The sequence below is a fragment of the Janthinobacterium sp. PSPC1-1 genome (genome assembly GCF_049897625.1).
GTDB lineage: Bacteria > Pseudomonadota > Gammaproteobacteria > Burkholderiales > Burkholderiaceae_D > Janthinobacterium > Janthinobacterium tructae.
Window position 1 is genome coordinate 290,613 of sequence record NZ_JAFCWP010000004.1, and the last position, 14,020, is coordinate 304,632.

General features: G+C 63.3%; 8 protein-coding genes. 7 read left to right on the plus strand and 1 reads right to left on the minus strand.

Annotated elements, in window-relative coordinates:
• Window positions 1-17: 17 nt before the first annotated feature.
• From ACP7EG_RS15185 to ACP7EG_RS15200, 4 genes are all read left to right on the plus strand, one after another.
• Complete coding sequence (locus ACP7EG_RS15185) at window positions 18-2,978, plus strand: TonB-dependent receptor plug domain-containing protein (RefSeq protein WP_426088255.1); 2,961 nt, start codon at window positions 18-20, stop codon at window positions 2,976-2,978.
• Between the two features lie 494 nt (window positions 2,979-3,472).
• Complete coding sequence (locus ACP7EG_RS15190) at window positions 3,473-6,517, plus strand: TonB-dependent receptor (RefSeq protein WP_426088256.1); 3,045 nt, start codon at window positions 3,473-3,475, stop codon at window positions 6,515-6,517.
• 66 nt (window positions 6,518-6,583) lie between these two features.
• Entirely contained in the window at window positions 6,584-7,975 is a 1,392-nt protein-coding gene (locus tag ACP7EG_RS15195) for a Gfo/Idh/MocA family protein (RefSeq protein WP_426088257.1), read from the plus strand.
• 63 nt (window positions 7,976-8,038) lie between these two features.
• Window positions 8,039-9,313 (plus strand): DUF3472 domain-containing protein, encoded by a 1,275-nt coding sequence (locus tag ACP7EG_RS15200; RefSeq protein WP_426088258.1) that lies wholly within the window; start codon window positions 8,039-8,041, stop codon window positions 9,311-9,313.
• Window positions 9,314-9,323: 10 nt separating this feature from the next.
• On the opposite strand, the gene ACP7EG_RS15205 is transcribed toward ACP7EG_RS15200, so the two are convergent.
• The gene (locus ACP7EG_RS15205) at window positions 9,324-9,836 is read right to left on the minus strand and encodes a hypothetical protein (protein WP_426088259.1); all 513 of its coding nucleotides are present in this window, start codon (window positions 9,834-9,836) and stop codon (window positions 9,324-9,326) included.
• A 146-nt stretch (window positions 9,837-9,982) separates the two neighbouring features.
• Here ACP7EG_RS15205 and ACP7EG_RS15210 point away from each other — a divergent pair, with 146 nt between their 5' ends.
• The 3 genes from ACP7EG_RS15210 (at window position 9,983) to ACP7EG_RS15220 (ending at window position 14,017) form a co-directional block, all read left to right on the plus strand.
• Window positions 9,983-10,495 (plus strand): sigma-70 family RNA polymerase sigma factor, encoded by a 513-nt coding sequence (locus ACP7EG_RS15210; protein ID WP_426088260.1) that lies wholly within the window; start codon window positions 9,983-9,985, stop codon window positions 10,493-10,495.
• Window positions 10,468-11,469 (plus strand): FecR domain-containing protein, encoded by a 1,002-nt coding sequence (locus ACP7EG_RS15215; RefSeq protein ID WP_426088261.1) that lies wholly within the window; start codon window positions 10,468-10,470, stop codon window positions 11,467-11,469. The genes ACP7EG_RS15210 and ACP7EG_RS15215 overlap by 28 nt, the downstream gene beginning before the upstream one ends.
• Window positions 11,470-11,554: 85 nt before the next feature.
• The gene (locus tag ACP7EG_RS15220) at window positions 11,555-14,017 is read left to right on the plus strand and encodes a TonB-dependent siderophore receptor (RefSeq protein WP_426088262.1); all 2,463 of its coding nucleotides are present in this window, start codon (window positions 11,555-11,557) and stop codon (window positions 14,015-14,017) included.
• Window positions 14,018-14,020 lie beyond the last annotated feature (3 nt).

Genomic DNA, 14,020 nt, shown 5'->3' on the forward strand with positions numbered 1-14,020 from the left:
TAAAAAGGGAGACGAACATGCATATGAAAAAAATGGTGGCCGCCATGGTGGCGGTCGGACTAGGCTCAACCGCGTTGGCGTCGACAGCGCTGGCAGCGGAGGAGGAAAAACTGCAGCGTGTCGAAGTGACGGGTTCCAGCCTGAAGCGGATCAACGCAGAAACGGCGTCACCGGTACAGGTGATCAATGCCAAGCAGATCGAAAACATGGGCGCGCTCACCTTGCTGCAAGTGCTCGACAACCTGCCTGCCGCCCGCCCGGCGCAGCAGGACTTCCGCTCGATGTTCACGGGTTCCGATGGCGGTTCGCAAGCGAACTTGCGCGGCCTGGGTGCGCAGGGCACCCTGGTGCTGCTGAATGGCCGCCGCCTGTCGTTCTACGGTGCGCCGGCCGGTTTCCAGACCATGTTCGTCAATATCGACGCCATTCCCGCCGCCGCCATCGAGCGCATGGAAATTTTGACGGACGGCGCGTCGGCCGTGTATGGCTCCGATGCCGTGGCCGGCGTCATCAACGTGATCACCAAAAAGTCGTATCAAGGCCTGGAAGCGCGTGCCAATGGCGAGTTTTCGCCCAGCGTGAAAGCCTATGGCGAGCGCCAGGCCAGCGTGCTGTATGGCCTGGGTGACCTGGCCAACGACGGCTACAACATCTATGGTTCCGTGAACGTCTACCAGCGCGACCGCATCGCCCTGGCCGATACCTGGCAAAAGCGTCCCGCGTATTTTTATGCGAACAATCCCAATTTCATCCCGAACATGCGTGTGGGCGTCGGCAGCGAGCCGGGCGTGATGAACCCGGGGACCTTCTTTGTCTTCGACAAGGCGAAGAACAATGCGCGCACCCAGCGCGCCGCGCCCGGATGCAACACCAGCATCACCGAGGCGTCGGGCACGCGCTGCGTATGGAATGCGCTGCCCAACCAGCTCGACACGGGGCCTACCTCGGAGCGCGCCACGGCTTACCTGAGCGGCCGGCTGAAACTCGGTGGCGACATGGAAGCGTTCGCGGAAGGCGCCTTCACCCACATCAAGATGCGCGGCGAGAATGGCCCGTCCAGCTTCAACAGCGGCAGCACGAACAACTGGTTTGCGCGCAATACGGGCAATACGCTCAACACCTTCGCCACGCCTTTCCTCAGCCCGAACAACGTCTACCTGAAGGGCAAGCTCGATGCCGATATGCTGGCCAAGATGGGCGGCGCGGCCGGCTTGAATTACCTGCTGCAGGATGCGACGGGCCACTTCGGCCAGAAGAATGTCGATGAAAACTACCGCGCGCTCGTCGGCCTGCGCGGCAGCATCGGCGGTGGCTGGGATTTTGAAACGGCGCTCAGCGTGGCGGGCAGCCATTCCACCCTGTTCCAGACGGCGAACATCAACATCAAGGGCTTCGAGCAGGCGTTTGGCCCGTTCACGAAAGACCCCGTCAGCGGCCGCACGTACATCTCGGACAATCCCGCCTACAAGTTCGGCGAAATCAGTGACGCCAACGCGGCGCTCCTGCGTGCCGCCTACCCGACCTTCGCCATCGAATCCTGGACCAAACTGATGACCTGGGACGCGAAGGTCGAAGGCACCCTGTTCAAGCTCGGCGAGCGCGAAGTGCGCGCCGCCGTGGGTACCAACATCATGCGCGAGAGCTTTCTCACGCCCGGCAACGCGGATGCGGCCAATGGCCTGATCACGCAGCAAGGCGGTTCCTGGTTCGACGGCAAGCGCACCATCGCCGCCGTGTTTGGCGAAGTGGTGGTGCCGCTCAGCGATACCCTGGAAGTCAATGCGGCCGCGCGCCTGGACAAATATCCGCATTTCGCCGCCAACCTGGCGCCCAAGCTGGGCGTGATCTGGCGCGCGCGGCCCGACCTGATGCTGCGCGGGACGTATTCGGAAGGCTTCCGCGCGCCCAACTTGGCCGAATCGGGCACGGGCGGCGTCTTTGCGCAGGTGGGCGGCATCCGCGATACGGTGCGCTGCGACGAAACGAATGCCATGGCGCGCGCGCTGATGAAGTCCAGGGTGGCAACGGATGCGGACCTGGGCAAGAGCCTGCTGAACTCGAACTGCTCCACGACGGTGGGCGGCCTGACGCCGCCGAACCAGAACCTGCGTCCGGAAAAGGCCAAGATATCGACCGTGGGCCTGGTGCTGCAGCCGGCCAAGGACGTGAGCATTTCCATCGATTACTGGTTCATCAACCGCCGCGACGAAATCGTGCGCCAGGACTTCAACGAACTGTTTACGGAACTGGTGGGCAAGTACGGTCCGACCCTGGCCGGCACGTCTAGCGCCATCCGCAACGACTTGACCGATACGGACCGGGGCAACGTGGCTGCAGTGGCGGCCATGTGCGCCAATCCCGCCAATGCTGGCGTGTGCGCGGGCGGCGTACCGGGCTACTCGGTGGGCAACCTGGGCGGCTTGATCAACTCGTATTCGAACCGCGGTCGCACCCTGATGGACGGCGTGGACATCGACGCGCGCACGCGCTTTGCGCTCGGTGACTGGGGCAAGCTGAGTACCGGCATCGCCGCCACCATCCGCAAGCGCGATACCCATGACAGCGAAGACGGCAGCGACATCAAGGGCAATACCGTCGGTTACTACGATTCGCCGCGCTACCGCGCCACCGTGAATGCCGACTGGAGCTACCGCAACTTCGTCAGCAGCGTGTTCGTCAACTATTCGGGCAAGACGCGCTGGGCGTATGGCCCCTGGGACAAGGACAATACGCCGGAGAACTGCACCGCCGCCTCGGTATCGCTGCCGGCCGGCCAGTGCAAGGGTGCGCCGTCGTACACCACGGTGAACCTGGCCTTCAGCTGGAAGCCGGTCAAGAACCTGGACGTGGGCCTGAACGTGAAAAACGCGTTCAACAAGCAGCCGTACTACGACCCGAATGGCTGGGAAGGCTACAACCATAGCCAGGACCTGTTCGGCCGCCAGTTTGCGCTCTCGGCCAGCTACAAGTTCTTTTAAGGCGTGACCTTGCCCCGGCCCGCCTGTGCGGGCCGGGGTATTGCCATGAAAAAGAAAAGACAATACTCTGAAATATGTAATACGAAAGATAAACGTAAGTGAAAGCAGATCATCAGGGCTGCTTTCGCGTTTTTCTCTCCGGATTTTTGGGCCGTTTCACCATTCTTGCTCACCTACCTGCCTACGTGTGTATCTGTCACACCACGATAACGAAAGTTATTTGCCGCACCAGCCATCGATTCAAAAGATAAATCGCATTTATTTACCTGGTTGAGTGATAAATTTGCGTTATAACTTTCTTTTTGTTGACGGTACTTATTTTTCTTTTTAAAGTAATCCCAAGAAAACGAAAATCAGCCGATACGGACTGATTTCTCGAAAGGTGCGGCTGTCTGGCGCTACCTTCCGACGAACACCATAAAAATTGCATCCCCCCGACTCCGCCCTGGAGCGGGGAGGACGCTTATAACCCTCGATATAGACGGAGAGACAGCATGCATACCACCCGACTCAAATTGCGCGACATCAGCCGCGCCGCCGCGATCGTGATCGCACTGGCGGCCGGCGTGCCAGGCCAGGCCTGGGCACAGTCGAATGCCACCAGTACCATTTTCGGCGAAGTGAGCGCACCGGCCGGCGCCACCGTGGTGCTGGAAAACCTGGCGACGGGCGTGCGGCGCAGCCTGACGCCGGATACGTCGGGCCGCTATGTGGCCAATTCCATGCCGCCAGGCCGCTATGCGGTGCGTGTGCTGCGTGCCGGTTCGGTGGAAGCGTCGCAGGAAGTCGAAGCCCTGATCGGCGCCGGTGCGGAAGCGAACTTCGGTCCGGCCAGCGTGGCCGGTTCCGTGGGCCAGGAGCAAACCGTCGTGGTGAAAGCGTCGCGCAACACGATCGACGTGTCGAACACGAACAATGGCGTGATCTTCACCGCCAAGGAACTGAAAGCGCTGCCGGTCGGGAATGATGTGGCTTCCATCGTGCAGCTGACGCCGGGCGTGGCGCGCGGCACCAACAGCGTGTATGGCAATGCGCCGTCGATCGGCGGCTCGGGCCAGTCGGAAAACGCCTTCTACGTCAATGGCTTCCCCATCACCAACCTCCTGACACAGGTGGGCGCGTCGGAGCTGCCGTTTGGCGCGATTTCCAACCTGCAGGTGCTGTCGGGCGGCTACGGCTCGGAGTTTGGCCGCTCCACGGGCGGCGTGATCAACATCACTACCAAGAGCGGCGGCAACAAGGTCGAATTCGGCGGCAAGGTCTCCATCATCCCGCGTTCGCTGAAGGGCACAACGGAAAACCGGTACTACCCGAACACGGGCGCCAATCCGGGCACGGATGGCACCTTGAAGTACTGGAATCGCGATAACGGCAGCACCAGCAAGGTCGTCGGCTTGTACGGCAGCGGGCCGCTGATCCAGAACAAGCTGTTCGCCTTCGTGGCGCTGGAACAGACGCGCACGGACGGCGGCGCCGTCGCCGGTGCGCGCGACGACTCGGACAAGGTGCTGCCGAACGGCTGGCGCGAAAGCAAGAGCAAGGTTGACCGCATGATGGCCAAGCTGGACTACAACCTGACGGACGACCATCACTTTGAATATACCAAGCTGTATGACCGCACGACAACGGATAGCCAGAGCTATGGCTTCGACTATGCCACCTTGAAACGCAACAACGTGCCTGGTGGCGGCAGCGAGACCACCATCAACTGCTGCGGTTCGTCGGCCGCGCCAGGCGCGAATGTCGACATCTTCAAGTACACGGGCTACCTGACGGACAAGCTGACGGTGACGGCCATGATGGGCGAATCGCGCACATCGCACCGCCGCACGCCGAATGGCTACGATCCGAGCCTGGCGCAGACGGTCTCGAATAGCGATACCCGTGTACCTGGACTGACGTACGCCAATCCGCAGGCGGTGACGGGGACCCTGGTCGACCCATCCTCGGAAGACCGCCAGAAAGCCAAGCGCCTGGACCTGGAATACAAGCTGGGCAAGCACTCGCTGCGCGGCGGCATCGACCGCATCGACGTGGAATCGAAGGTGGGCCTGAGCCTGGCCGGCGGCTACCGCTGGAACTACCAGCGGGCCGCGGATAAGAATCTGCCGATCAACGGCGCCTTTGAAACGCCATACCAGGGCGACGGCTACGGCAAGGATGGCTATTATGTCAGCAAGGACCTGAACGCCAACCTGGCGCGTCCGACCAGCGTGCAATCGGCGCAGTACATCCAGGATCACTATCAGGTGACGGAGCGGGTACTGCTGGACCTGGGCCTGCGCCGCGAACAGTTCACCAACTACAGCAGCGATGGAGTGGCCTTCATTTCGCAGCGCAACATGATCGCCCCGCGCCTGGGCGCCACCTGGGACTACCTGGGCGACGGCACCCTGAAATTCTTCGCCAACGGTGGCCGCTACCACCTGCCGGTGCCATCGAATTTGTCGAGCAACATGGCCAGCCCCTTCCTGGCCACCAGCGAGATGTTCACCTACACGGGCGTCGATCCCGTCACGGGCGCGCCGACGGGCCTGCATGCGATCAGCAAGCCGTATTCGGCCAACAACGCGTATGGCCAGAGCCGCGATGCGCGCGAAGTGACGGCCGTTGGCCTGAAACCGCTGTCGCAGGATGAATTCTCGCTGGGCTTCGAACGCGCCCTGAGCAAGAAGCTGGTGGTAGGCGCCAGCGTCCTGTACCGCAAGCTGAACGACACCAACGACGACAGCTGCGACGCGCGTCCGCTGCAAGCCTGGGCCACGCGCAACAGCGTCGATACGGCTAACTGGAGCGGCTTCCAGTGCGCCATCATCAATCCGGGCCGCGACAACAGCCTGATGGTGGACTTTGACGATGGCAAGGGCCTGCGCCGCGTGGATATTTCGGCGGCAGAGTGGGGCAACCCGCTGCCATCGCGCACTTACCGCGCCCTGAACATGTTCGTCGAGCACCCGTACACGAACGGCTGGTATGGCAAGCTGACCTACACCTTGTCCGGCCTGAAGGGCAATATGGAAGGCCAGACGGACAGCATCGGCGGCGGCGACGTGGGCCTGACGGTCAGCGACGATCACAAGGAACTGATGTACAACGCGTATGGCTACCTGCCGGGCGACCACCGCCACGCCTTCAAGGCCTACGGCTTCATGCAGGTCATCCCGGACGTGATGGTGGGCGCCAACCTGTCGCTGATCTCGGGTGCGCCGCGCAACTGCATCGGCGCGCTGCCCGATAACCTGAAGTTCGAGGGCAATTACGGCGATTCCTACTTCTATTGCAACGGCAAGCCGGCGCCGCGCGGCAGCCAGGGCCGCCTGCCATGGCAAGCCCAGCTGGACATGAATGTGGCCTATACTCCCAGCGCCGTCAAAGGCCTGAGCCTGAAAGTGGACGTGTTCAACGTCTTCAACAGCCAGACCGTCACCCGCTATACCGAAACGCGCGAAGACCATGGCGCCATCTCCCGCAATTACCTGCAGGTCGATGGACGCACGGCACCGCGTTCCGTGCGCTTCACGGCGGAATACACCTATTAACCTGCAACCGGCCTGCCGTGCGGCGGGCCGGTGACGATCATTACCAACGGAAGCGAGAAGAGACCAATGACGACACAAATCAATCGACGCAATTTCCTGTCCGCCAGCGCAGCGCTGGCCGGTGGCGCCATGGCCGGCAGCGCCTTGCTGCCTGGCGCGGCCAACGCCGCAACCGCCACCGGTCGCGACAAGGTTCGCCTGGGCCTGATCGGCACGGGCATGCGCGGCCAGGTGCTGCTGGCCGAACTGGTGCGCCGCGATGACGTGGAAGTGGTTGCCCTGTGCGATATCGAACCGATCATGCTGAAACACGCGCTGGGCCAGGTGGCCAAAGCCGGCAAGCCGCGTCCGCGCACATATGGCGAAGACCGCGACCAGAAAGCCTACCAGCGCATGCTGGACGCGGGCGGCCTCGATGGCGTGATCATCGCCACGCCGTGGGAATTCCACGCACCCATGGCGATCGCCGCGATGCAGGCGAAGATCGCCGTCGGTTGCGAGGTGGTGGCCGGTATTACCCTGCAAGACCACTGGGATGTGCTCAATACCCAGCTGAAGACGGGCACGCCGTACATGTTGCTGGAAAACGTGTGCTACCGCCGCGACGTGATGGCTGCGCTGCAGATGGTGCGCGCAGGCCTGTTCGGCGAACTGCTGCACCTGCAGGGCGGCTACCAGCATGACCTGCGCGCCGTCAAATTCAATAGCGGCAATCCGGCCAAGCCGTATGGCGGCGGCGTGGAATTCGGAGAGAAGGGCTGGTCGGAAGCCCATTGGCGCACGCAGCACTCGGTCGAGCGCAATGGCGAACTGTATCCAAGCCACGGCATCGGCCCGTGCGCCATGTACACGAACATCAATCGCGGCAACCGTTTTACGCGCATCAACGCCTTCGCCACCAAGGCGCGCGGCTTGCACGACTACATCGTCAAGCAGCCGGGCGGCGCGCAGCATGCGAACGCCAAGGTGAAATTCAAGCTGGGCGACGTGGTCACCACCACGCTGGCGTGCGAGAACGGTGAAACCATCATCCTGCAGCACGATACGAGCCTGCCGCGCCCGTATTCGCTGGGCTTCCGCGTGCAAGGCACGGACGGCCTGTGGATGGACTTGAATAATTCGATTCATATCGAAGGCGTCAGCAAGCCGCACCAGTGGGACGATTTCAAGGCTTACCAGGACAAGTATGAGCACCCGGTCTGGCGCAAATATGCGGCGCAAGCGGAAGGCGCGGGTCACGGCGGCATGGACTTCTTCGTCATCCACGCCTTTGTCGAAGCCCTGAAGGCCAATGCGCCGATGCCGATCGATATCTATGACGCCGTGACGTGGAGCGCCATCACGCCGTTGTCCGAGCAATCGATTGCCGCCAACTTCCAGACCCTGGACTTCCCCGACTTCACGGGCGGCCAGTGGAAAGCGCGCAAGCCGATCTTCGCCCTCGACGGCAAGTACTAAGGCTTTACAACCCGCTACCGCGCCTGCCGCCGTAGCGGGTTTTTTCCATTTCAGGAGACGTTGATGAAACACACAAGTTCATTGCTCTATGCAGTCCTTCCCGCCATGCCTTTACTTGCCGCCTGCGTGGCCGCCTGCGTGGCCGCGCCCATGGCGTCCGCGACGCCCGCCAGCGTGGAGCTGGCCGGCAATGCCTTCATCACCAGCGGGCAGGAGGGCGCCGTCATCGGCGAGCATGGCCTGACCGGCTGGAGCAATCCTTCTGCCGTCGCCAGCACGTATTTCCGCGTGGCTGAAGCAGGTCCCGTCCAGGTGGCGCTGGACGCCAGCCTGGCCGATGGCGGCGATAGTACCGTCCGCGTGAAGATCAACGGCACGCCGTTCGACGTCAGGCTGGCCGGCAAGGCGCGCAAGACCTACGCCGTCGGTACGGTCAATGTGCCGGCGGCCGGCTATGTGAAGGTGGACTTGCAGGGATTGACGCGCGCCAAGGCCACGTTCGGCGAAGTCGCCGCATTGAAGGTGACGGCAAGTGCCACGCTGAACTATGCCAGCGACCCGGCCAATTACTACTGGTCGAGGCGCGGGCCATCCGTGCACATGGGCTACACGGTGCCGGCCAATACCGAGTATTTTTATAACGAGATGACGATACCCGTGGGCCAGGACGCCATCGGGTCCTACTTCATGGCCAACGGCTTCGGCCAGGGCTACATGGGCATCCAGGTGAAGTCGCCCACCGAGCGCTGGATCTTGTTTTCCGTGTGGGACGCCGAGAATGGCGCCAAGACCACCCTGGTCAGCAAGGGCGAGGGCGTCATCGACAATGCATTTGGCGGCGAGGGCACGGGCGGGCAAACCTACCTTTCATATAATTGGGCGGCCGGCACCACGTACCGCTTCATCACGCGCGCGCGTCCCGACGGCAAGGGCGGCAGCGATTATTCGGCCTGGTTCTTTGCGCCGGAAACGGGAAAATGGCGCTACATCGCCACCTGGAAGCGGCCGGCGATTTCCACGTATCTGACGCGCGTGCATTCCTTCCTCGAAAACTTCATCGATACCCTGGGCTACACGGAGCGCCGCGTCCAGTTCGGCAACCAGTGGGCGAGGAACGTTTCCGGCGCCTGGTCGGAAGTGACGGCAGGGCGCTACACGGGCGATGCCACGGCCACCAACGCGCAGCGCATGGATTACGCGGGCGGCCTGGAAAACGGCAAGTTCTACCTGCGTAATGGCGGCTTCTTCGCCGAGTACGTGAAAACCGGCCAGAACTTCACGCGCCCGGCCACGGGCCAGGCGCCGGCCGTCGATGTGAGCGCCTTGCCGATGCAATAGGCGCGGGGTCTCAGAACGGCCGCTTGCCCACCATCGCTTCGATGCCGCGATAGTAGGTGAGCGGCCGGCGTATCGTCACGCCCATCAATGCCGCCGCCTGGATGATGTCGTCCGTGTCGCGCCGGTACACCACCAGCGCATCCATTTCGTCGGAGCCGTTGCCGTCGATCTGGATCAGCTCATAGCCGCCGTCTTCCACGGCGCGCTGCGCCAGTTCCGTGTCCAGCCACTCGAAATAGGGCAGCGCGCTACCGCCGCTGTCCTCGAGCATTTCGTAGGGGAAGTCGGGGAATTCGTCGAACATGTCCTGTATCTGTTCGTGCAGTTCATCGAGCTTGTCGCTCGAGGCCATATGGCAGGCCAGGTGCAAGAGGATCGCCACCGTGCAGGCCTGCGCATCGCTGTCGATCCACTCGTCGCGCGGAGCGGACGGCGCAGCGGTGATGGCAGTGACGGCTTCGTCGAGTTCCTCTCCTTCCAGGTCACCGCAGGTCAGCTTGGTCAGCAGTTCAGATAGCAGCATGTTTGCCTTTCAGGGTAGGGCACGGCCAGGGGGCATGTGCAAGATGTTGTAAATACTATCATTTCTACGTGCCACGCGGCGGTTGCGCCAGCCTTGTTATGCCAGTTAGAATGCGAATCATTATTGTTTGCGTGTGAGGATTTTCCGTGCCGCCTGCCCAATCCGGCGTCCACCAGCAGGTGGGCAGCCTGTATCACGATCACCACCGGTGGCTGCAAGGCTGGCTCAGGCACAAGCTGGGCAACGCCTTTGATGCGGCCGACGTGGCGCACGACACTTTCATGCGTCTGCTCAATCGCGAAGAAAGCATCGCCGTGCGCGAGCCGCGGGCCTTCCTGACGACGGTGGCCAAGGGCGTGCTGGGCAATCTGTACCGTCGCCGCGACCTGGAAGCGGCGTACCTGGACACCCTGGCCAGCCTGCCGGCGCAGCATGCGCCCGATCCCGAAGCGCAGGCAATTTTGCTCGAAGCCCTGTTCGACATCGACCGCCGCCTCGATGGCCTGGCGCCGGCCGTGCGCCGCGCGTTTCTGCTGTCGCAGCTCGATGGCATGCCGCAGGCGGCCATCGCGCTGGAACTGAATGTCTCGCTGGCCACCGTGCAGCGCTACCTGGTGAAAGCCATGCACCAATGTTTCTTTTCTCCTCCGGCGCCGTGATGGGCGCCTCCACGTCGGAAGCGGCCAGCCTGCAGGCTGTCGAATGGCTGGTGCGCCTGCAGGCCAGCGACGCCACGCTGGAAGTGGAGCAGGCCTGGCGCGCCTGGCGCGACAGTGACCCGGAAAACGAGCAAGCCTGGCTGCACGTGGAAGGCTGCATGGCGCGCATTCGTGCCTTGCCCGCGCCGCTGGCGCATGGCACCCTGGCGCGCAAACCGATCCATGCGCAGGCCAATGCCGCGCGCCGCCAGTCGTTGAAATTCCTGGCGCTGCTGGCCGTGGGCGGCGGCGCCTGGATGGCGGGCGGCGATGAGCAGGCGCGCTTCTGGCTGGCCGATTACCGTACCGGTACGGGCGAGCTGCGCCACGTCGTGCTGGACGACGGCACGCGCATCGCCCTCAATACGGCCACCTCCATCGACGTGCGCTATGACGCGGGCCAGCGCCTGGTGACGTTATTAAGGGGCGAGATCATGGTCAGCACGGCGCGCGATCCGGCCGGCCGGCCGTTTTTCGTGCAAACGGCGCAAGGCCGGTTGCAACCGGTGGGGACGCGCTTTGCCGTGCGCGCCGGTGGCGAAGTCACGCGCCTGGGCGTGTTCGCGGGTGCGGTCGACATCATGCCAATGCTGGCGCCTGGCGTCGTGCAAAGGCTGCACCCCGGTCAGCAAACGATGTTTACGGCAAACCGCATCGGGGCAATCGAGGCCTTGCCTGCCGGTGCGGATGCCTGGACGACGGGCATGCTGGTGGCGCACGATATGCCGCTGGCCGAGTTTATCGGCGAGCTGGCGCGCTACCGCCACGGGCGCCTGGCTTGCGATCCGGCCATCGCCCAGCTGCGCGTGTCGGGCATCTACCCGCTGGCCGACACCACGCAAGTGCTGGACATGCTGACGCGCACCTTGCCCGTCGACGTGCGCCAGAGCACGCGTTTCTGGGTGAGCGTGGTGCCGCATCGGCAGCATGCATAATTATTTTCTGAAAAACTGAGGGGTTTTCGATTTTCGCGTGACATAGCAAGTGAACCCTTCATTCACTTTCAGGAAAACAGTCCGCATGCCCAGCACAACTCCTATTTACGCTTCTTCCGCTTCCACTGTATGCCGCCGCCGCGTGGCGGCGCTGGCCGTCAGCCAGGCCCTGTGGTTGTTCGCCGCCAGCGGCGCCTCGGCTGCCGCCCCCCTTGCCCAGGCAGCCAATGCGGCGCGCATCGAGCTGGCAATACCTGCCGGCACCCTGGAGCAGGTACTGGTGCGCTTCGGTCAGCAGACGGGCACCATGCTTTCCTACCAGGCCGCCGCCTTGGCGGGCAAGCGCAGCGCTGGCCTGACGGGCAGCTACAGCGTACCTGCAGCGCTGGGCGCCATCGTCGCCGGCTCCGGCTTGCGTGCCGTGCCGCAGGCAAATGGCGGCTATGTGCTCGACGCGGTAGCGGCCGATGGCGGCCAGACCATGCCCGAGATGAAGGTCAGTGCCAGCTTTGATGCGAACGGCGCGACGGAAGGCAGCGGCGCCTATACGACGCAGGCCATGCGCTCGGCCACGCGCCTGGGCTTGTCCGTGCGCGAGACGCCGCAAGCCGTCAGCGTGGTCACGCGCCAGCAGATGGATGACCAGAATCTGCAAACGGTGGAAGAGGTGCTGCAAAACGCGGCCGGCATCGCCATCAACCGCTACGACAGCGATCGTACCTCGTTTTTTGCGCGCGGCTTTTCCATCGCCAGCTACCAGTACGACGGTATCCCCACCACGGTCGACAATGCCTACAACGTGGGCGACAGCACGCTGGACATGACGGCCTACGACAGGGTCGAGATCGTGCGCGGCGCCACCGGCCTGCTGACGGGCGCGGGCGAACCGTCGGCCACCATCAACCTGGTGCGCAAGCGCGCGTCATCGGGGCAACTGGCCGGGAATGCGGCCCTGAGCCTGGGTTCCTGGAACAATGCGCGCGCCAGCGCCGACCTCTCCACGCCGTTGACTGCGGATGGCAAGGTGCGTGGCCGTGTCGTGGCCAGCTATCAGGACAGCGAATCGTATGTGGATCTGTACCACGGCAAGAAGGCCATGGCCTACGCCACCGTGGAAGCGGACCTGGCGCCTGGCAGCGTGCTGATCGCCGGCTATGAATACCAGGATAACCGCCCGCGCGGCGGCATGTATGGCGGCTTGCCGCTGTGGTATGCGGATGGCGAGCGCGCCACGTTTTCCCGCTCGGCCACCACGGCCACCACCTGGAGCCGCTGGTTCAGCACCAGCCAGACGGCTTTCTTGCGCCTGGAGCAAAGCCTGGGCAGTGGCTGGAACCTGACCGCCATGCTGAATCACGGCTGGGGCAATTATTCGGCGGCCGAGCTCTTCGCCAATACCTGGCCGGACAAGGCCACGGGGCAGGGCGTGACGGGCTACTCCGGCTTTTACTCGGGCACGCGGCGCCAGGACAGCGTCGACGCCTATGTACAGGGGCCGCTGCAACTGCTGGGGCGCACGCATGACCTGGCGTTCGGCGTCTCGGGCAGCAACCAGTTCTCCAGCAATCCGGGCCTGGCCGGCGGCAGCGTCGACTACGGCAATTTCCATCAATGGCAGGGCGTGACGCCGGAGCCGGACTGGAATAACCCGAATTTCTCGCGCTGGCAACTGCTCGACACGGTGCAGCAGCGCGGCATCTATGGCACGGCGCGTTTTTCGCTGGCCGACCCCTTGAAACTGATCGTCGGCGCGCGCTACAGCCGCTACAAGGCGGACCACGTCGATGACTGGGGCGGCAGCTACGCCTATGCCAAGCATGCCGTCACGCCGTATGCGGGGCTGGTATGGGATATCGATGCGCAGCATGCGCTGTACACCAGCTACAGCAAGATCTTCAAGCCGCAGGGCTACCAGGACCGGTTTGGCCGCTATCTCGACCCCGTGCAGGGCAAGAATGTGGAAGCGGGCGTGAAGGGCGAGTATTTTGACGGCAAACTCAATGCGTCACTGGCCGTGTTCCGCATCGCGCAGGATGGCCTGGCGCAGGAAGACACGGGCCATTTTGTCGGCAATTCGCTGACGCAGGCGTATTTCGCGGCCTCGGGCACCACCAGCAAGGGTGTGGAACTGGACGTATCGGGTGAACTGGCCAAGGGCTGGAACGTATCGGCCAGCGTGTCGCACGCGGCGGCTGAGGACAACGCGGGCGCGCGCTTGAACAGCTATGTGCCGCAGACCCTGGCGCGCGTGTTTTCCACGTATCAGCTGCGTGGCGACTTGCGGGCGTTATCGGTGGGCGGCGGCGTGAACTGGCTGAGCGGTGCCTACCGCGATGCCACGGGGCCGAAGGGCACGGAACGCGTGGAGCAGGGCGGCTATGCCGTGGCCAGCCTGATGGCGAAATATGCGCTGTCGCGCCAGCTGTCGCTGCAGGCAAACGTCAACAACCTGTTCGACAAGCATTACTACAGCCAGCTTGGCATGTACAACCAGGGTTACTGGGGTGCGCCGCGTAATGCCAGCGTCACCCTGCGCTACATCTTCTGATGC